General features: G+C 54.7%; 20 protein-coding genes. 12 read left to right on the plus strand and 8 right to left on the minus strand.

All coding sequences use genetic code 11. The features are described from left to right. The first annotated feature begins 110 nt into the window (after nucleotides 1-110). The 4 genes from B2R48_RS10965 (at nucleotide 111) to B2R48_RS10980 (ending at nucleotide 3,793) form a co-directional block, all read left to right on the plus strand. Nucleotides 111-812, plus strand: coding sequence for a hypothetical protein (locus B2R48_RS10965; protein WP_297000156.1), 702 nt, complete (start codon nucleotides 111-113; stop codon nucleotides 810-812). 345 nt (nucleotides 813-1,157) lie between these two features. Next, nucleotides 1,158-1,886, plus strand: a complete 729-nt coding sequence (locus B2R48_RS10970) for a hypothetical protein (RefSeq protein WP_297000160.1) — start codon at nucleotides 1,158-1,160, stop codon at nucleotides 1,884-1,886. Nucleotides 1,887-1,962: 76 nt separating this feature from the next. Beyond that, on the plus strand, nucleotides 1,963-2,640 hold the full coding sequence (locus tag B2R48_RS10975) for a hypothetical protein (RefSeq protein WP_297000163.1): 678 nt from the start codon (nucleotides 1,963-1,965) through the stop codon (nucleotides 2,638-2,640). 253 nt (nucleotides 2,641-2,893) lie between these two features. After that, entirely contained in the window at nucleotides 2,894-3,793 is a 900-nt protein-coding gene (locus B2R48_RS10980; protein ID WP_297000166.1) for a DMT family transporter, read from the plus strand. On the opposite strand, the gene B2R48_RS10985 is transcribed toward B2R48_RS10980, so the two are convergent. Together B2R48_RS10985 and B2R48_RS10990 are read right to left on the minus strand one after the other, a co-directional pair. Next, nucleotides 3,794-4,342, minus strand: coding sequence for a hypothetical protein (locus B2R48_RS10985; RefSeq protein WP_297000169.1), 549 nt, complete (start codon nucleotides 4,340-4,342; stop codon nucleotides 3,794-3,796). It abuts the gene before it with no gap. Nucleotides 4,343-4,344: 2 nt separating this feature from the next. After that, the gene (locus tag B2R48_RS10990) at nucleotides 4,345-5,133 is read right to left on the minus strand and encodes a DUF4198 domain-containing protein (protein WP_297000171.1); all 789 of its coding nucleotides are present in this window, start codon (nucleotides 5,131-5,133) and stop codon (nucleotides 4,345-4,347) included. 104 nt (nucleotides 5,134-5,237) lie between these two features. Here B2R48_RS10990 and nikR point away from each other — a divergent pair, with 104 nt between their 5' ends. Together nikR and recA are read left to right on the plus strand one after the other, a co-directional pair. Beyond that, a complete protein-coding gene (gene nikR, locus B2R48_RS10995) occupies nucleotides 5,238-5,717 on the plus strand; it encodes a nickel-responsive transcriptional regulator NikR (RefSeq protein ID WP_062955502.1) in 480 nt (159 codons plus the stop codon). A 560-nt stretch (nucleotides 5,718-6,277) separates the two neighbouring features. After that, nucleotides 6,278-7,351 carry a recombinase RecA gene (gene recA / locus B2R48_RS11000; protein WP_062955504.1) on the plus strand — a complete coding sequence of 358 codons (1,074 nt, stop codon included), beginning with the start codon at nucleotides 6,278-6,280 and terminating at the stop codon, nucleotides 7,349-7,351. Nucleotides 7,352-7,455: 104 nt separating this feature from the next. Here recA and B2R48_RS11005 read toward each other — a convergent pair whose 3' ends face one another. Continuing rightward, the gene (locus tag B2R48_RS11005; protein WP_297000176.1) at nucleotides 7,456-8,466 is read right to left on the minus strand and encodes a helix-turn-helix domain-containing protein; all 1,011 of its coding nucleotides are present in this window, start codon (nucleotides 8,464-8,466) and stop codon (nucleotides 7,456-7,458) included. A 131-nt stretch (nucleotides 8,467-8,597) separates the two neighbouring features. Between B2R48_RS11005 and B2R48_RS11010 the strand changes: the two genes are divergently transcribed. The 6 genes from B2R48_RS11010 (at nucleotide 8,598) to alaS (ending at nucleotide 14,009) form a co-directional block, all read left to right on the plus strand. Beyond that, complete coding sequence (locus B2R48_RS11010; RefSeq protein ID WP_297000180.1) at nucleotides 8,598-9,650, plus strand: alpha/beta hydrolase family protein; 1,053 nt, start codon at nucleotides 8,598-8,600, stop codon at nucleotides 9,648-9,650. 225 nt (nucleotides 9,651-9,875) lie between these two features. Further along, a complete protein-coding gene (locus B2R48_RS11015; RefSeq protein WP_297000182.1) occupies nucleotides 9,876-10,016 on the plus strand; it encodes an entericidin A/B family lipoprotein in 141 nt (46 codons plus the stop codon). A gap of 100 nt (nucleotides 10,017-10,116) precedes the next feature. After that, entirely contained in the window at nucleotides 10,117-10,293 is a 177-nt protein-coding gene (locus tag B2R48_RS11020; protein ID WP_084272025.1) for a DUF1328 domain-containing protein, read from the plus strand. Nucleotides 10,294-10,504: 211 nt separating this feature from the next. Continuing rightward, the gene (locus tag B2R48_RS11025; protein ID WP_213474605.1) at nucleotides 10,505-10,648 is read left to right on the plus strand and encodes an entericidin A/B family lipoprotein; all 144 of its coding nucleotides are present in this window, start codon (nucleotides 10,505-10,507) and stop codon (nucleotides 10,646-10,648) included. After that, nucleotides 10,635-11,165, plus strand: a complete 531-nt coding sequence (locus tag B2R48_RS11030) for a GNAT family N-acetyltransferase (protein ID WP_297000189.1) — start codon at nucleotides 10,635-10,637, stop codon at nucleotides 11,163-11,165. Before B2R48_RS11025 ends, B2R48_RS11030 begins: the two co-directional genes overlap by 14 nt. Nucleotides 11,166-11,354: 189 nt before the next feature. Beyond that, complete coding sequence (gene alaS, locus B2R48_RS11035) at nucleotides 11,355-14,009, plus strand: alanine--tRNA ligase (protein WP_297000191.1); 2,655 nt, start codon at nucleotides 11,355-11,357, stop codon at nucleotides 14,007-14,009. A gap of 77 nt (nucleotides 14,010-14,086) precedes the next feature. Here the strand turns inward: alaS and B2R48_RS11040 are convergent, their stop codons facing one another. The 5 genes from B2R48_RS11040 to B2R48_RS11060 form a co-directional block, all read right to left on the minus strand. Then, entirely contained in the window at nucleotides 14,087-14,974 is an 888-nt protein-coding gene (locus B2R48_RS11040; RefSeq protein ID WP_297000192.1) for an AraC family transcriptional regulator, read from the minus strand. A gap of 88 nt (nucleotides 14,975-15,062) precedes the next feature. After that, nucleotides 15,063-16,427: a DUF2254 domain-containing protein gene (locus B2R48_RS11045; protein WP_297000194.1), complete on the minus strand. Its 1,365-nt coding sequence runs from the start codon at nucleotides 16,425-16,427 to the stop codon at nucleotides 15,063-15,065. Between the two features lie 178 nt (nucleotides 16,428-16,605). After that, nucleotides 16,606-17,448 (minus strand): tetratricopeptide repeat protein, encoded by an 843-nt coding sequence (locus tag B2R48_RS11050; protein WP_297000196.1) that lies wholly within the window; start codon nucleotides 17,446-17,448, stop codon nucleotides 16,606-16,608. Nucleotides 17,449-17,652: 204 nt separating this feature from the next. Then, nucleotides 17,653-18,369: a hypothetical protein gene (locus B2R48_RS11055; protein WP_297000197.1), complete on the minus strand. Its 717-nt coding sequence runs from the start codon at nucleotides 18,367-18,369 to the stop codon at nucleotides 17,653-17,655. Nucleotides 18,370-18,575: 206 nt separating this feature from the next. Beyond that, the gene (locus tag B2R48_RS11060) at nucleotides 18,576-20,000 is read right to left on the minus strand and encodes an aldehyde dehydrogenase family protein (protein WP_297000199.1); all 1,425 of its coding nucleotides are present in this window, start codon (nucleotides 19,998-20,000) and stop codon (nucleotides 18,576-18,578) included. Nucleotides 20,001-20,038 lie beyond the last annotated feature (38 nt).

A 20,038-nucleotide genomic window follows, 5' to 3' on the forward strand; every position in this document is an offset into this window, starting at 1 on the left:
CGTCTTGTCAAAAGGGCAACTGACCCGAAAAAATTTATCCCGATAAGATTAAATCAAGAAACTTCGGGGGGGCGGCATAACAAGAATAATGAAACTGCCGTGGGGGCTGTATGGTGCGCAATTCAAAGTATCGTTTTGTCAAAATTTGCGTGCTCGCAACAATTGGCTTTGTTGCCCTGCTGTTGTCCTTTGGGCTTTTGCCTTCTGCCAGTGCCGAGCAAAGATGCCTTCGGATCGCGATGCCGGAAATCCTTGCCGATCAATGGAAACTCGATATTTATCATCAGGTTATGAAGGATGAGGGGCTTTGCGTTCATCCCCGTATGTATCCTCAGGTCCGGGCTGTTTATGCTCTGCGCCTTGGCAGGATTGATGGTGTTTTCGCTGCACGGGATGATTTGCCCCGTGAGGCAAATGTCGCGATGGTGCGCGGGGACGTCCTGTTGGGGGCGCTAAACGGCTATCTGATTGTGCGCGATGGTCCCGTCAAAGGTATCGAAGACCTTGGTGACGAGGTGCTCGGCGTGCCGCTTGGCGCGACATGGTGTGACAAGCTGTTGGGAAACTATCCGAATGTTGTCAAAGTTCCACGCGGCGCATCAATGTTGCAGGAAATGCTGGCCGAAGGGCGAATAGATGCCATGCTGCTTGATGCCTATTCGCTCGGGACCTCCGGGGGCATACCGGACGGGTACAAGGCCATCACAGTTGATCACTTCGAAGTTCATAGCTGGCTAAAAGCAGAGTATGCCCAACTCAAGCCGCAGTTCGACCGGGCTACCAGCGCCTTTCTTGCCGCGCTTGGCCAATAGGGCGTCTGATACGCTTCAGTCATCAGTAATGACGTTGGCCTTTGATGTGCGCATTTGCCCGTCAATTTGGAACTCGTAAATATCGGTATGGTCGGGCGCTTGTCGTGTGGAAACGTGCGCGACTTAGATGATCATCAAAACCTATACGTTTGCCTTATCCTGGAGATAAACAGGAGCTTGCAGGGGCTTTTGGATTGCGCTTATAGTTTTTCCCATAACGGCAAAAGCCGAACCTGAATATCAATGATAATGACCCGACCGCATTTAAATGACGGCGGGCAATCAGGAAGGTAAAGCAACCTGTCCCACAACGATTGGGATTGATGTTGCCTTGGGGGTATTAACATGGCGCTTCGCAAGCCAAATGCGATCGTTCGCTCGTGGATGTTTGCTGTCATTCTTCTGACAGCGCTTTTCCTTTCATTTGAACTTTTGCCGTCGGCACGTGCAGACGAGGAAGTCTGTCTTAAGATTGCCCTGCCAGAAATGGCGGACCATGACCGTTCCGCCGAACGGTATCGTGCGGCAATGGCGGAGGCGGGCTTGTGTGTTCAGCCGGTTTGGCTGCCCAACAAGCGGACGGCGGTTTCGCTGAAGCGCGGTGAAATTGATGGCGTGTTTGCCAGCGGGGATACCATTCAACAATCCGCCGGCGTGCCGCTTGTCGCCGGTGCAGTCGTGGTCGGGCGTCCCAAAAACGTGCTGATCACCGCAGATACAACGATCCATGCCCTAAGCGATCTTAAGGACAAGGAGATCGGGGTATGGCTTGGTGATGATCGTGGCAAACAGGAACTGGTTGGCCTTGCCGATATCGTGATGGTTCCAGGTGGGGCGGACATGATGTTGCGAATGTTGCACCTTGGGCGGCTGGACGGACTGTTGATTGACGATTTCTCCCTTAATCAAAGTTCAGGTGTGCCTGAGGGCTATCGCACGATCGAGCTCGAAGCCCATACGACATACAGCTGGCTTCGTAAGGAATACGAGGCCCTGTTGCCGCAATTCAATCGCGGAACATACCTTTTCCGAGCTTCGCTGGAACCGGAAACGGGAACCGAAACAAAGTCGTGAATCTCCAGACCTGATCTGATAAGTTGAAATTGTATCATCTTATCTAATGTTTCAGATCAGGCTTGGAGTCCGCTTTATGCGGTTGTTCGGTACCGCTAGTGTGTTGATTGCCCTTGTGATTCTCATCGGGCAGCCAATTTCAGTAAGAGCACAACCGTGTTTGCAACTGGCTGGTCTTGAAGATGCCATCGGCAGAGAAGTCGGTGAAAAGCTCGAACATATCTTTGCAGGTCATGAGCCCTGCCTTTCAGTGCAATATATGCCTGCAAGTCGTTCAGAGGCGATGCTTCTGAGTGGTCAGATTGACGGAGATTTTCCAAGGTTGCCAGAGTTTGCGCCTTATGTCGGCGGCAAGGCAGTAATGGTTCCGGTCCCGCTGATATCCGATGATGGGATGTTGGTAACCTCTGACCCCACCATCACATCCATTGATGATCTTGGTGCCGTGACGTTGGGGCTTCGGCGTGGCACGAAATGGTCGTTGGAGGCCTCTGGCGCGCATATCAACCGGATATTCTTGCCATCATATGACATCGTCGTTGATATGTTTCTAAGAGGTCGTCTGGATGCGTTTCTGATCGAAAGCGACAATCTGAAACAGTATGAGGCGCAATTGGTTTTTGCGACCAGAACCCTGGTCAGACACGGCCGCGCCTATCTTTGGCTCGCAAAAAAGAATGAAAAATATCTGCCAGAAATCACGCGTGTGCTGAACCAATCTGATTTTCAGGCTCTTGATATCTACGATCGATGAACATCAAACACCGTCTGGCCGCGGTGTCGCGCCCTCAAGACCTTCATCAAGACCATCATCTGACCAGTCTATTTTCCGTTATGCGGCCTAAGACATGTTGGCCAATGGAGGCTTGCGTCTTTGCCGGGTAATAAAATCCATTGCAAATGATTTAAAACTTCGCTGTATGACAGAGGCAGGTATGCGTCACCACGGCCTGCACTCATAACCGGCATTAAAGCCGGATAGATAAACCATTTTTTGGAAACGCCCCATGATGCCCCTGTTTGGCGAAGCTGCCGCCCTAACTGCTGCACTCTGTTGGGCGACATCGAGCATGATCTTTTCCAATGTTGGCGGCAAGGCCGGTGCACAAACCGTCAACCGTGGACGTCTGGCATGTTCGATCTTTTGTCTGACCTTCTTGCACTGGATCCTTGAAGGGCAGCCATGGCCAAACGCCGTCACCTGGGAACAGCTTGGCTGGTTGTCGCTTTCTTCGGTGCTGGGGCTGGTGATTGGTGATGCCATGCTGTTTCAGGCCTTTGTTCTGATTGGGGCGCGACTGTCGATGTTGTTGATGTCGACAGTTCCAATCATGGGCGCGATTCTGGCCTGGGTCCTGTTTGATGAGACACTTCGACCGATTGAAATCACCGGAATTGCATGCGGTGTGGGCGGGGTCTTGATTGTCATTCTTGGCAAAAAGGGCCGGCCGATCGGGCTTGAGGGGCGCAATTACGTCATTGGCATTTTGTTTGGTCTTGGTGGTGCGGTCGGGCAGGTCGCAAATCTGATCACCGCGAAATATGCTTTGATCGATGGTTATTCCGCGCTTTCCGCGACCTGGATCAGAACACTGGTCGCGGTAATTGCCATGTGGGGACTGGCGGTCATCCTTGGCCGGGTGCGTCGGACTGTTACGGCCTGTATCGCGCCGGATGTTGGCAAATGGCTGTTGCTAGGCGCCCTTGTCGGGCCTGCCATCGGCGTATGGCTTTCGATGCTGGCGGTTCAGAATGCCAATGTCGGGATTGCCTCAACCCTGATGGCGCTGCCGCCGGTTATTCTGATCGTCTATGAAGGCTTGATCCTGCGCAAGCCTGTCGGGTTTCAGGCAGTGGCGGGAACGTGCCTTGCGTTTGGCGGGGTTGCCTTGCTGTTTATGCCCTGATCAGTCCGACGGTTTCCGGGCGATCTGGCGACGCTGCCAAAGCAAAAGCCCGCCAAACAGGTTGGCGAGGATGCTGCAGCCAAACAGGATGCTTGCCCAAAGCGGCAAATCAAAGAGGGCGGGTGTGCCCTGGATGGTCGTTGCGGTCATTGCCGACGCGCCAGCAGCTTTCTGGCCGCCCGCCGGAACGGCAGTGGTATCGGTTGGCTGATAGGTCAATTGCACAACATGCCCCATGCCATCGGCCACCTTGAGGTGGAGTTCACTTGGCGCATCTTGTGTTGATGTGTTGCCAAGCCCAAGGGAGAACTGGCCGATCCGGTCCGTACGCGCCTTTTGCCAGACCTTGCCGTCCTTGGTTGTGACAACAACCTCGGCAAAGGCCATCGGGGATCCGTCAGTATATCGGAAACCATAGGTCTTTGTTTGGGCGCTGTCTTCGACCTGCCAACCAGCACCATGGGCATGGGCCGATGTCGAAGCCGCCAATGGCCCCGCAATCAGCAGGGCCATCAGAACCAAAAGGCGATAAACGGCGATCCGTGCCATCATCATTCTTCAACGGCAAAGGAAAGAGTCGCGCGGAGGTTATGGTTGCCAACGCCTTCCTCGGCATCGGGCATATCGGCCGCGACACGCACAATCCACAAACCCGGGGCAGAAACCCGGATCTTGGCAATGCCGCTGCCATCTTCAGTGCTGAGTGTTTCGGTTGCGTAAGCCCAGGAGGACGGTGTTTCGGTAAATCCGGCATAGGTTGCCAGCACCGATGTCGTCAACGGGTGGCCGTTTAGCAGAATCCGGAATTCTGCATCCTCGCCAACCTTGGTGTCACGCGGGTCGCTGAGCGGGACGATCTCAAGCATGTCGCCAATCGGTTTGGTGACAAAATCAGAAGTGCTTTCGCCGCCAACCAGAAGTTTGGCAAACTTTTCATAGCGGGTCGATGCAATGGCGTCCGGGTGCTCGTCAGCACCACCAGCCTGCCAGCCATCAGGGGTTTGTGACCAGACAACACCCAGACGATGCGCGGCAATCCAGCTGGCTGCTTTGGGAATATCAAAACTGCCGATCAGGTTGGGGGCATGTTCGTTAACGGAGATCGCAAGTTCTTTGGTGGTGTCTGTCGCAATCAATGTGGCGCGAACATCATTCACGCCTTCTGCTTCTTCGGGAAGACCAAACTGATGGGTCGAATCAAGAACAAGTGTCGCATTCTCGCCCGGTTTTGCGTTCGCAGGGGTGTGGCTTGCGATGAATTCATGGGCGCTTGCCGACATGCCGATCAGGAATGTTGCCGCGCCAATCGCCATGCTGGCTGCGAACTTTGATTGAAACATTTGCGATCCTTTGGGAAATTGGTTTTATGGGAGAACAATGTCGGGTATGAATTTTTCAAAAAAGATCATACTCGTCAAGCCGTTGATTTTGAAAGGTAGTCAATATGACCCGCGTGACCGTATCGATTGAAGACGATCTGATGGAGGCGTTTGACGCTTTTTTGGATCATCGGGGGTACACCAATCGGTCCGAAGGGTTTCGGGATCTGATTCGTGAAAAACTTCAAAACACCAAGTTGGAAGAAAATGCCGACGGGGTCGGGATTGCGGTTCTGAACTATGTTTATGATCACGAAGAACGCATGCTGGCATCGCGTTTAATGAGCACCCAGCACGAACACCACAATCTGACCGTCTCCACGGTTCACTTCCACATTGATCATGATACCTGTCTTGAAAGCGTGACCTTGCGCGGACGCCTTTCCGAAATTCGTGCGTTTGCAGACAAGGTATTGGCGCAACCCGGTGTCCGGCATGGACAACTTTATTCCGTGCCGGGAGAGCTTCATGTCGAGACCCATCACCATGGCGGTGATCACGAAGGTCACCCGCACAAGCACGAACATCTGAAAATTTCGACCTGATTTTCGGGCGTGGCAGCACCCAGTGGCCGGGAGGGCGCTGTCTGAGGACGCCGTGCGATGGCTCTAAAACCGCAAGGCATTTGACAACTGCACCTCCCATCCCCTGAGGGATACGCGTTTGGGACGCGATGCGAGAAGCATACTGCCTGCCTGCCGGAATACAATGTGCTGAGAATCCAAATAAATGTGCATGGCGTCCAATTCTTGCGACGTCGATTGTTCAGCCTGCCCTGTCGGAGGTGCCGGTGCCATTGCCATGATCTGGTTAAACGGCTGCCCAATCCCTGTTTGTGCAGGATTTTCCCCGGACGCGACAGCTCTTGGGAATGCAAACGGCGTCGACTTTCCTGCTTGATAAACAGATAAATGAGAACAAACTTGCAACATCCGAAGTTTTGTGAGAATGTTCGCATTATGTTCTCAGTTGTTTTGTTGATGAGAACGCGGTGGCAGGCCGCGGCAACAGGCAAGACAGTCTAGCGGTGGCGTTCCGCATCTAGGTCCGGGGAACCGCCTGCGTTGCATCCAACCCGGCCCTGTGGAATAAGAGAGTTCGAGCAATGATTCAGACCGCGCTGCATTTGGTGGATAAGGATACTATGGATAAGCAGAAGGCACTCGAAGCCGCCCTTGGGCAGATCGAACGGGCATTTGGCAAAGGTTCGATTATGAAGCTGGGTCAGCGGGAAAGCGCCGTTGATATCTCCGCAATTTCAACCGGTTCGCTCGGTCTTGATATCGGGTTGGGCATTGGCGGTCTGCCGCGTGGCCGTATCGTCGAAATTTATGGCCCGGAAAGTTCCGGTAAAACCACGCTTGCACTCCATACCATCGCCGAAGCCCAGAAGCTTGGCGGGACCTGTGCCTTTGTCGATGCCGAACACGCACTTGATCCAAGCTATGCGCGCAAGCTGGGGGTAAACACCGATGAGCTGCTGATTTCCCAGCCCGACGCTGGCGAGCAGGCGCTTGAAATTGCCGACACGCTGGTACGTTCGGGTGCGATTGATGTTCTGGTCGTCGATTCGGTTGCGGCCCTTGTGCCGCGTGCTGAACTCGAAGGTGAGATGGGCGACACCCACGTGGGTCTGCAGGCCCGCCTGATGAGCCAGGCGCTGCGTAAACTGACCAGTTCTGTTTCGCGGTCGAACTGCATGGTCATCTTCATCAACCAGATCCGTATGAAGATCGGTGTGATGTTTGGCAGCCCGGAAACCACCACCGGTGGTAACGCGCTGAAATTCTATGCCTCTGTCCGTCTTGATATTCGCCGTATTGGTCAGATCAAGGACCGTGACGAGGTCGTGGGCAACCAGACGCGCGTCAAGGTCGTCAAAAACAAGATGGCGCCGCCATTCAAGCAGGTCGAATTCGACATCATGTATGGCGAAGGCGTTTCCAAGATGGGTGAAATCCTTGATCTTGGTGTCAAGGCAGGCATCGTCGAGAAATCCGGTTCCTGGTTCTCTTATAACTCGACCCGTATCGGTCAGGGCCGCGAGAACGCCAAGAACTTCCTGCGCGAAAATCCGGAAATGACCAAGGAGATCGAAACCAGCATTCGCGAGAGCGCCGGTCTGATCGCCGAAGCCATGACCAACATGAGCGAGGATGATCCGGTCAACGACGATTGATCTGATTGATCTTTCGAACGGATTGCAGAAAGGCGGGATCAACATTGGTCCCGCCTTTTTCTTTGTTCATTTACGCCAACAGGTCGCGTTGCCCACATGTGGGACTATGGGGACGATTTTTGCTGCCACTGGCTTGGTGTTTTGCCGGTAATCCGCAGGAACTCGCGATTGAAGTTCGACTTGGTGTTAAAGCCGCTTGCCAGCATGGTGTTGCTGACATTCTCGCCGGCATCAAGTGCGCGACAGGCATGGTCGATCCGGTATTTGTTGATATAGCGCGACACATTTTCGCCCGTAACCGCGTTGATCGCCGTTGAAACCTGTTTAAGCGGATATCCCAAACGCCGTGCGATGCGCGCCAGGGTCAGATCGGGATCAAGATAAAGCTTCTCGCGGCTGACCAGTTCTTCCAGCTGTTCCATGATTTCTGCAACCGGAATGTCGGGATCATGATTGGCGGTGTCCGGCTCGGTCTGTCCTTGCTGATCATCATCCTGCGCAAGCGCAATCGCGGGTGACAGGGCCAAAAAGCCGATGGCGAGCAAGGCCAGCGACGAGAAGATGCTCAGGATAATGCCCGGTGCGTCCCTTGCACCCAGTTGCAGGGTCGCAGAAATCAGGGCGTCACTTGCTGCCGAGATGATCAGGGCAATGGCAATCACCCGCCAGATCAAGGCCGGGACCGGACCGGATGCCAGACGCGTGTGGGCCAGTTCATTGCGTTGACGGTGCAAGACCAGAAGAATTGCAAGCCCGTACCCGACAAACAATCCCCCCAGCAGCGCATCAATCAGCATTGGCGCGATCGTCACCACCCCGGCCATCACGATCGGGGTGGCAAGATGCCAGATATCGCTGCGCTGAAAACGCTGGTGCACGCCGCCTTCAAGAAACGCGACCCATGCCAAAGCCGGGATTACGGATGCGGTGATCGGCTGAACAAGGCGCAATTCCGTCACGCCGTAATAGTGAACGATGGAAACGACGACACTTTGAACCGCACAGGCCAGCAAAAGAGCCCCCAGCAACGGTGTGGTTTTTTCAAACAGCACAGAGCGGACAAACAGGAAAACCAGCAGCAGGGCAACAATCAAGGGAACGGGTAAGGCAATCATGGTGGCGGCACTATCCAGACGATCATGTCCCAAAACCGGTTTTGCACGTCCTGAAACCGGTTCGAGGACGCCACAAACCGCAAGGCAGGTGCAATTTGATGTCCGTGAAACTTAGAACACGGATTGAAATCATGAAACACGTAACTTCCGCACCTGTCGTTGCCGTTGGCATTCTCGCAACCCTCGGGTCCATGCCGGCTCATGCTGGTGGTGATCTGGCAGGATATGATCGATTTGATGTTGATGCTGCCCATCGTTCGCGTCCGGTTGCGGCATCCATCTGGTATCCTGCCGATACATTCATCTATCGCGCCCCGGTCAATCAAAGCGCGATCTGGAAAAGCACGGATGCCTATATCGGCGCGGCTGTTGCGCCTGGCAAACATCCCCTGATTTTGCTGTCGCACGGTTCGGGCGGGAATATGGACGCGATTGGCTGGTTATCGTCGGAACTGGCGCTTCGCGGGGCCATGGTGCTTGCGGTCAATCACCCCGGCAGCACATCGGGTGACTCATCGCCGCGCCGCCAGCCAGAGCTTGGCCCGCGTGCGATGGACCTTCATGCCGCCCTTGATCAGCTTCTCTCACACCCGGAGTTCGAACCATATATCGATCCTGATCGCATCGCGGCGGTGGGCTTTTCGCTTGGCGGGGCGACGGTGCTCAACCTTGCCGGGATGCGTTTTGATCGGGATGCCTATCGCGAATACTGCCAACGGTTTGGCGCGACGGTTCAGGATTGCGCCTTCCTGCAAAAGGGCGGCGTGCGTCTTGATCAACTGCCCGCGGATTTTGAAGCTGGATCAAAAGACCCCCGCATATCCAAATTCATTGCGATCGAGCCGGGCATGACATTTGCGGTTAATGACGCCAGTCTTGAGGATGTTGATCCGGATTTGCTGTTTATCCGTCTCGGGCGCGAAAATGGCTGGAAGGCAGCAGATATTACAGAGACCGGCAGCAACCTTTTGGGAAAGTTGGATAACCCGTCCTATGCGGTTTTTGCCCCGGCCGATCATCTGACCTTCCTTGGTGAATGCAATCCGGGGGCGGCCGAATTTTTGGCAAAGATGGAAGATGATCCGATCTGTTCAGACCCCGAAGGCACGGACCGCGTCCTGATCCATCGCCAGATTATCGATGAAATCAGTCGCTTTCTTTCGCTTGATCCCGGTGCATCGTGAAGTGACCGGTCAACACCAAGATGGGCGCGGGGGGATCAATATTGGTCTCCCCATTTGCACCTGCCCCAAAATGATCACGATTGGGAAAATACCCCGGAAAAATACGCCTTTCCAATGGGGTGTGTTGATAAAAAGAATACATTGAAAAACTGTCACCGGAACAATTCCCGGTTGTTGTCGTTTGAAATCCTGTGAGCATCAACAAGAGCAAACAGGAGAAAGATCATGTCGAACACGATGAAAAAGCTTTTCGCAGTCCTGATGATTTCAGGCATGGGCCTTGGCCTTGCTGCCTGTGAAACCGCCGAAGGTTTCGGCGAAGACGTCGAAGATGCTGGCGAAGCCATTCAGGAAGAAGCTAATTGATAGATCGGTCCTTGCTTGTGTTGCTGACAGACCGTTTGGCTGCACCTGAACAGGTTGCGCCAATGGTGTGTCAGCGAACACCGAAAAAGGAGATAAGAATATGTTAGGTTGGGCACTATTCTGCTTGGTTTTGGCACTGATCGCAGCCGTTCTCGGCTTTGGCGGACTTGCCGGGGCCTTCGTTGGCTTTGCCAAGATATTGTTCTTCGTCTTTATCGTGCTGTTTGTGATTTCCCTTGTGGTCAACGCATTCCGCGGCCGTCGTCCGCCCGTTTGATCAAGCCATCTGATTGAGACATTTACAAATCTGCGATACGAGCAACGCTTTGGAAAAAGGACGCCAAAATGGCGTCCTTTCTGCATTTGGGCCAAACCTGATCGTCGCGATAACAGTTGCACGCGCATGCATGGCGCGCCAAACTATTGCAATAAATAACAAGGCGGGCACAATGCCCGATATTCGGACTTGAATGGAGCATTCAGCAAAGATGGAAACGATCACAAAGCGTCTTCTCGCCATCCTGATGGTTCTTGGTTTTGGTCTTGCCCTTGGTGCCTGTGAAACCGCCGAAGGGTTCGGGCGCGATATGGAAAACCTTGGCAAGACGATCCAGGACAGTGCAAACGACTAGTCCGAAAACGGCACACATTCCTGCAGTCCCGCTTTATACAGAACGTCTTGAGCTCTCTGGCGTGCGGCTGGCTGACATCCCCGATCTTTATGCCTTCCTTGGTGACAGTACAGCCATGCGCTTCACCCAGTGCGATGAAAGCTTTGCGGCCTGTCGCAAGCGTGTATTGGTGCATGAATGGTTCCGGCGCCGCGACGGTTTTGCACCATGGGTTGTGCGGCTGCGCAAGACGGGCCGTATCATCGGCTGGGGCGGGCTTTATACCGATCCGTTTGACCCTGGCTGGGGACCGGAACTTGGCTATTACCTGGCCCCGGCGGCGTGGGGTCAGGGATTTGGTCGGGAACTGGCGATGGCCGCACTTGAACATGCGCGTGACATGACGCCAATCAAGGAGTTAACGGCCTTTGCCCATCCCGAAAACACCGCATCGCGCAAACTGCTGCTGGGGCTTGGGTTTGAACCGGCCGGGTTTGTTGCGGCAATGAACCGCGACCGATTCACATTTCTGCCTTGAGGGTGGTGAATTTCGGGTCGGCAAAAGCAGTTTAAAAGCCATCTGATCGCCAATTTCTGGAAAACTTGCGGCAAATGCCCCGGACTCCTTTCGCCTGACTGGACAGGGCAGGGCCGAGCCGCTAAATAGGGCAGTCCGTTCGCCAGCATGGCGGACGCAGTTGTTCCGCGTTTTCCGGGTTGGAGAGATATGCAGACCGTTAACGATATCCGCACCACGTTTCTGGAGTTCTTCCGCAAGAACGGCCACGAAGTCGTTTCCTCCAGCCCGCTGGTGCCGCGCAATGACCCTACCCTGATGTTCACCAACGCCGGGATGGTTCAGTTCAAGAACGTTTTCACCGGTCAGGAACACCGCGATTATTCGCGTGCCGCGACCTCGCAGAAATGCGTGCGCGCCGGGGGCAAGCATAACGACCTTGAAAATGTCGGTCATACCGCACGCCATCACACCTTCTTTGAAATGCTCGGCAACTTCTCGTTTGGCGACTATTTCAAGGAAAACGCGATTGAGTTTGCCTGGAACCTGATCACCAAGGAATACGGTCTTCCGGCCGACAAGCTGCTGGTCACGGTCTATCACACCGATGACGAGGCACATGCTCTTTGGAAAAAGATCGCCGGTCTGACCGATGATCGTATCATCCGTATCCCGACCTCGGATAACTTCTGGTCGATGGGTGATACTGGTCCGTGTGGTCCGTGCTCGGAAATCTTCTTTGACCATGGCGATCACATCTGGGGTGGCCCTCCGGGGAGCCCGGAAGAAGACGGTGACCGTTTCATTGAAATCTGGAACCTCGTCTTCATGCAGTACGAGCAGATGGCAAATGGTGATCGTGTCGATCTGCCAAAGCCGTCCATCGATACCGGCATGGGCCTGGAACGCATTGCGGCTGTTCTGCAGGGCAAACACGACAACTATGACATCGATTTGATGCGCGCGCTGATCGAAGCATCGGCAGACGCCACCAATACCGATCCGGATGGCCCGCATAATGTGTCGCACCGCGTGGTTGCCGACCATCTGCGTTCCACCAGCTTCCTGATTGCCGATGGCGTTCTGCCGTCCAATGCCGGTCGCGGGAACGTTCTGCGCCGTATCATGCGCCGCGCGATGCGTCACCTGCACATGATCGGAACCCAGGACCCGGTGATGTATGAACTGGTCCCGTCGCTGGTCCGCAAAATGGGCGGTGCCTTCCCGGAGCTGGTCCGTGCACAGGCACTGATCGAAGAAACGCTCAAGCTCGAAGAGCAGGGCTTTAAAACCATGCTTGATCGCGGTCTCAAGATGCTTGATGACGCCACCGATGGCATGGATGCTGGCGCGACCCTTTCGGGTGAAGTCGCCTTCAAGCTTTATGACACCTATGGCTTCCCGCTTGATCTGACGGCTGATGCGCTTAAAGAACGCAAAATCGGCATTGATGAAGACGGTTTCACGTCCGCCATGGAAGAACAGAAAGCCAAGGCACGTGCCGCCTGGTCCGGTTCGGGCGAAGCTGCGACCGAGGAAGTCTGGTTTGACATCAATGACCGTGATGGCGCGACCGAGTTCCTCGGCTATGAAACCGAAACCGCCGAGGGTGTTGTTACCGCACTGATCAAGGACGGTGCCGAAGTCAAATCCGCATCTGCGGGTGATGAAGTTGCCGTTCTTGCCAACCAGACCACCTTCTTTGGGGAGTCCGGTGGTCAGCAGGGCGATGCCGGTGTGATCAAAACCGAAAACGGTGCGATCATTGAAATCACCGACACCCAGAAAAAGCTTGGTGCCTTGCATGTGCATCTTGGCAAGGTGACCGAGGGCGACGTCAAGGTGGGCGATGCTGCGGAATTCCGCGTCGATCATGCCCGCCGCTCAAGCCTTCGTGCCAACCACTCGGCCACCCATCTTTTGCATGCAGTTCTGCGCAAGCATCTTGGCGATCACGTGACCCAGAAGGGATCCCTGGTCGCGGCTGATCGTCTGCGTTTCGACATCTCGCATCCCAAGGCCGTCACGGCCGAGGAAGCAGCCGTGATCGAAGCCGATGTGAACAGCCTGATCCGCGAAAACAGCGAAGTCACCACCCGCCTGATGACCCCGGACGAGGCGATTGAACTCGGTGCAATGGCGCTGTTTGGCGAAAAATACGGCGATGAAGTCCGTGTTGTTTCGATGGGCGAACCTGTTGCCAATGAACATGCCTATTCGCTTGAACTTTGCGGCGGTACGCATGTGAAGCGCACCGGTGATATCGGCATGTTCAAGATCGTTTCCGAAGGTGCTGTTTCAAGTGGTGTGCGCCGCATCGAAGCACTGACCGGTGCCGATGCTGCCAACTACATGTCGGCACGTGAAAACGTTCTGGCTACTGTTGCTGCGGATCTGAAAGCTGTCCCGGAAGATGTCCCGGCACGTGTTAAGGCACTGCAGGAAGAACGTCGTCGTCTGGAACGCGAAGTTTCTGATCTGCGCAAGAAGCTGGCGACTGCTGGCTCGGGCGCGACGTCGGGTGGCGATGCCTTCAAGGAAGTCAATGGTGTCAAACTGGCACTGCGTTCGCTTGACGGTATCCCGGCCAAGGAACTCAAGGGCATGGTCGACGAACTCCGTGAACAGATGGGGTCGGGCATTGTTGCACTTGTGTCCGGTGACGGTGGTAAGGCCTCCATCGTTGTTGGTTTGACCGAAGACCTTAAAGACAAATACAGCGCAGTTGACCTTGTGCGCATCGGTGTTGAGAAGCTTGGCGGCAAGGGCGGCGGTGGTCGTCCGGATATGGCCCAGGGCGGCGGTTCTGATCCGTCCCAAGCGGATGCCGCACTGGCCGCGATCGAGGCGCATATCGCGGGATAAGCGATCTCAGCCACAAAAGTATGAAGAATAAAAAGGGCCCCAAACGGGGCCCTTTTGTTTTGTCTGATGATTATCAGTCACGCCAGTGGCAAAAGAATATCTGTAATCGCCTCATGTTCGGCGACGTCTGGATAAAACGCGATCCGCTGGAAAATAAGTGGAAAGTCACCCGGTGTTTCACCGCTGTGCGGTAGCCAGTCACGATAAAGCGCAAGCGCACTGTCGCGTAATGTCTGGTCGTTGCCGATATGGCGCAGTTTTGCATAGCGTCCGGCGGGCAGGGTTTCGCAATAGAAACCCTTTTTGTTTTCTTCCTCTGACAAAACCTGATCGGTGGCAACGGCAAGGCCCATGCGAAATTCATCGGCTGGAGTGTCTTCGGGGTTGCACCAGAGGATATTGAATGTTGCGTGTTTTGACGGATGCAGATGATGGATCTTGCGCCAGGCAATAAAGCGCTGGATGGTCTCGCCAATCCGGGCCGGCGAGCCAATATGATCCATGCAGGCGGTTCGGGTTTCCGGGAATTCGATGATGGTGACGTTATCAGATTCCGTGCCGGTCATCGTGTTCCTCCGAATCTGTTGAAGTTTGGCATAGGGGGCTTGCCAGTTATCCCAGTCGGGATGGCTGCGAAAGTCTGACGGGCTTTGATCATGGAGCTTGCGAAACGCGCGCGAGAAGGACTCCGCGTTCTCATACCCGGCGTCAAAGGCGATTTCGGTGATCGGGATATCTTTGCGAAACAAAAGACTGTGGGCCGCACGACGCATCCGAACCAATCGGATATAGCGGGTTGCAGTGATGCCAAACAGGGCGGCGAACTGGCGGTGGAAATGAAAGGGCGAAAAAGCCGCAATCCCGGCCAGTTCTGGCAAGTCCAACTGCCGGTCTGCATGGGCATCAATGTGGGCGATGACGCGGGCAAAGCGGGTTTGCAAGTGATCATTCGGGCAGGTTGTCATCGGGATCGCTTTTCAACGGAGTTGGTTGACGGTTTGATTGCATCAGTCTGCCCGGAATTGAAAAGGATTGCCTGACCATTCTTGCGGTTTATGCGCCTTTGGCGTCATCGGCGTTTACAGCCGGTTGCTGATGGCGCAGAACACGGGTTGCGGCCCTGAGCACAGCTTTGCGGTCGTTTTCTTCGGGGACGTTGCGTTCCGCGGCACTTGCGATCATGCGGGCATGTGTGCGCAATGTGTCGCGTTGTTGGTCGGTCTTGGCCAGTCGCATCAGACTTTCCAGCACCTCTGCCATCGGCAGCAAGATATCGGGTTTGCTGCCTGCAGCCTGACGGATCTGATCAAAGGCGGCACCCAGCATTCCGTCGAAATCCGAAAGCTTTGCTTTTAAGCGGAGCTCATCGTGATCATCAATCCAGATGCCGACCGGATAGCGGAATTCCATGGCATGGGGCAGCGCACGGCCAAGGCGATAGACCGCAGCAATGGCGGTGAACGGATCATTGATGCCAGGTGACAGGGCGCGCAAGGCAACCTCGACCAGCTGGCGCAGCGCAAATTCGACATCAAGCATCGCAGTCCGGTGGGTGCCGATCATGATTACCTCAAGGAGATCGGCATGGCATTGGGCGACACGCTTGCCGGAACCGTCCGGTTTCAGAGGCACGATCTGCCCGACGATGTCACCTGCCAGCACATGGTGTCCGGCACGGATGACCAGTGAAATGCGGGTATCGGTCTCCTTGGCGATTTCGCAGACCTTTTCATAGTCGATGCCCTGAACATACCCTGATGCGCCGATGCAAATGCCCTGATCCTTGGTGATGTCCTGCGGGTCGGGCAGGGTGGTTTGTGCCTTTTCAGCGGCCTTGATTGGCGCGGCCAACGTGGTGCAGGCCGATTGAATGGTTTCTTCAAGGTTCCTGCCGACATGCTGAATGACTTCATCGGCAACGATGGACCGGCCAAGATGATGAACAAACAGGATCAGGACAAAGACGCTGATAACAAAAAGCGCAATCCCGACCGTCGCGCCAAGATGCGGGACCGGTCCGCTTTCAGGATTGCTTCCCATCATCACAAGCGATGTGATCAGAAACAGGATGCTGCCGACAAAGATGCCAAGCGCGTTCTGGGTTTTGTTATCGCCCATGAAGTTGCGGATCATGCGCGGGCCCAGCGATCCGGCGGCAAGGGTCAGCACCACCATTGTGATCGACAGGGCAAATGTCGTCATGGTGACGATGGTGGCCAGCAAGGTCTCAAGAAGGCTTCGGACCGTTTCGATTTCGCGGAAGCCCGGCAAAAGATCCGGCAGGCTATTGCGCAGGACCTCTTGCGGGAGGGCCATTACCCCAACGGCAATTGCCGCCCCACCCAATGCGAAAAGCAGGGGCGAGACCCACAGGCTATAGGCCAGAAATTCCCAGACGCGGATCAGGCGTTGAACCATGACGTAAGGCCCCCTTTTTGAACCAAAGGCAGATCAAACAGTATAGCGCCATCCGGATCAGGGAAAACGCAAGCGACATCATACGATCAAACGCCGGGCAAGGCATGCAGTTCCCGCCCGGTCTGTTTTGTGGGCAGGAATGATTTCGGGAAGTGCTCGAAGAAGGACCTGAGCCAGATCAGATATCATTCTCTTTGATGGCGGCCATGCTGATCAGGGTCGCTGCCTCTGGCGTGCCCTTGCGGGCATTGTCAGGCAGCTTTGCCAGTTGATCCGCAGCAGTGCGGATTTCATCAAGATTCTCGATCGCGTCGCAGACCACCATCACCCGGTTCCAGATCGCATCATGATCCATACCGCCCATCACGGTCAGGGCGATGGCGCGATTAAGCGTTGCCTGCGGGTGTTCCGGTTCTTGTGAAAGGATTTGTTCGAATGCCTCGAACGCTGCGATCAGGTGACCTTCACGCAGGTTGATCGCACCGAGATCGTTGGATGCGCTAAGCGACGATGGGTTGATGCGCAACAACTGTTCGACTGCACGGCGTTCGTTTTCGAAATCCTCGTTCCTGCGATAGCAGCTTGCGATCAGGCGGTGAATGGTTTCAGAGCCGGGGCTGTGATGCCCGGCGGATTGCAGCGCGGAAAGTGCAGCTTCATAGCGTTCAAGTGCGATCAGCGCCTGAGCACGCAGGGTCAGAAATTCCGGATCGGTTGGTTTGCCACGCAGGACAATATCAACATGGTTCAAGGCACTGCGTGCATCGCCATTTTGCAACAGGGCGCGTGCAATGTGATGCAGGCAGGCTTCGTGACCCCCATCAGATTGCAGCACCGTGCGATATTCACCGATTGCTTCGATGATCGAACCTTTTTCATGAAGGGCACGTGCCAGCCCGAAACGGGCCGCAAGATTATCCATGTCTTCGCCAAGTGCCTGACGCAGCATATTGATCGCGGCATCAAACTGCTGCTGTTTCAAGGCCGCAAGCCCCATATCAGAAAAGGACATTGCATTCATAGGTGGTCTCCCAATCCAGTCATGATCCGTTGTCCGGACCCCTAAATTTATCGATTAACGATGGGATTATAGTCACCAAACCGATCATTACCAGCCCTATGTGGTAACGACTTCATGACGCCTTTCATGGGCTGCGCGTGACGGTGAAACAGAAAAGGCCCCGGAGCGTGCCGGGGCCTTTGCTTTACGGATTTAGTATTCGCCTTAGTCCAGGAATGTCGATCGAATGGTGTCTTCTTTCTCTTTTGACCAAGCGATGACAGTTTCCAAGTTCGTTTTCCAGAGTTCCCGTCCGAAAGACTTGTCATAGTTGAACTTTTCCGCTGGGGTATAGCCGGGAATTACGTTGCCATTAGGCTGTCGATAGTTGAACCCGTATTGTACAACAAGCAGCTTATGCCCGCGTACCACGCGATACGCGCTGAATAGCATCGAATCATGCCGATACACGTTATGGGTATCTAGATAACTATCTGCTTGGGTCAGATGAGCTTCGTCGGAGTCGTCGAGCGAAACTCCTAGATCCCGTACCGAAAAGCATCCCTGAACGCCTAGTTCCTGATTGGATGACTTTTTGTGATACAGGTCGCCTTCCCTACGATCACAGGCACCAGTAGCATAGAAGCCATAACCGAAATGGCTTTCAAGTGGTGTCGTGAAAAAGACCAAACCATCCAATTCTTTGGTCACAGAAATCTGCGCCAAGGCCACTTGCCCAAATGGATGGTAATTGTTGTTTCGAAATAGATCTTTGCCAACAACAGTCCACTTGCCAGGCGGGAGAAGTACGTCTCCCTGTGGCGTTGAAACCTTGTCTGTTACGACTGTTCCGATAGGCATGTCGGTTTGAAATTTGTCTGCGGCAGTCACACAGCCCGTCAGCAAGGCGGCAGTTGCAAGTGCGACGAGTTTTTTGATCATTTGTGTCCCTTTCCTCAACGTCACTTCAATTTTTAAGTGTCTGTGATGAAAGGGTAAACTATTCAAAGTTATGGGTTGTTGCGCAAACGGATAGGGATGGATGCCAAAAGTATCTGTTGGGAAAGAGGGTTCGCACGGACCGGTATCTGGAATCTGAAAGGCCCCGACACATGCCGGGGCCTTTGCAATATGGTCTTGGTATGGAATCAGAGTTTGTGGATCATTTTGATTTCCATGAAGTCTTCCAGGCCGAACAGGCCGCCTTCGCGACCGTTGCCCGATTGTTTGTAGCCGCCAAACGGGCTGCCTGCGAGCGGGGAGGAGCCGTTGAGCAACACCATGCCGGCGCGCAGTTTGCGCGCGACGCGGTCTGCTTTTTTGGCATCCGGGGTCTGGACATAGGCGGCCAGTCCATAGGGGGTGTCGTTGGCGATCTCGATTGCTTCTTCTTCGGTGTCAAACGGGATCATCGAGACCACCGGACCAAAGATTTCCTCGCGCGCGATGCGCATATTGTTGTTCACATCGGCAAAGATGGTCGGCTTTGTATAGTAGCCCTCGTTGGTGCCATCGGGTTTGCCCGCACCGCCAACAAGAAGGGTCGCACCTTCATCGATGCCAGCCTGAATAAGGGTCTGTACACGGTCAAACTGGATGTGGCTGACCAGCGGGCCGATGTGGTCGCCCTCTTTGGTCGGATCGCCAACCGATGCTTCTTCGCCAACGCGTTTGGCAACCTTGACGGCGTCGTCATAGATCGAACGTTGCACCAGCATGCGGGTGGGCGCATCGCAGGTCTGGCCAGAGTTGTTGAAAACGGCGTTCACACTCCAGGCGATGCGGTCTTCGATATCGACATCATCAAACACGATGTTGGGCGATTTACCGCCGAGCTCCAGGGTGACGCGCTTGATGTTTTCCGACGCATCCTTGGTAATAGCTTTGCCCGCACGGGTCGATCCGGTAAAGGACATCATGGTGATGTCGGGATGACGCGAAAGGGTTGCACCGGCAACCGGACCCGCACCCTGAACCATGTTAAACGCGCCTGCCGGGAAGCCTGCCTCGTGGATCATTTCGGCATAAAGCATGGCATTGAGCGGGGTGAATTCGGATGGTTTCAGCACGCAGGTGCAGCCGGTGGCAAGGGCCGGAATAACCTTGAGAACGATCTGGTTGATCGGCCAGTTCCACGGCGTGATCAGGCCACAAACCCCGATGGGTTCGCGCAACAGCTGTTCGCCGTTATAAAGGGTTTCTTCGGTCTTGAGCTTTTTGAGCGCGACGATGAAATCTTCAAGGTGATCGACACCGGCTGCCGCCTGCTGTTCATGCGACATGGTCGTCGGGGCGCCAAGTTCGGCTGTGATGGTATCGGCGACTTCCGCGTACCGACGCTTGTAGATCGCAAGCAGATTTTCAAGCCAGCCAAGGCGCTGTTCGACGGTTGTCTGGCTGTAGCTTTCAAATGCACGCTTGGCCGCGGCGACGGCAAGGTCGACATCTTCTTCGCTGGCCAGGGTGATTTGGGTGATGACCTCTTCGGTTGCCGGATTGATGACGTCCATCTTTTCTGACGAAATCGGATCAACCCATTTGCCGTTGATGTAAAATTTGCCTGCGTTATTCATTGGAAGCCTTCCTGAGTTTCTCTGTGTTGGGCCAGGGC

It is taken from the genome of Thalassospira sp. UBA848, assembly GCF_002295455.1.
Classification (GTDB): Bacteria; Pseudomonadota; Alphaproteobacteria; order Rhodospirillales; family Thalassospiraceae; genus Thalassospira.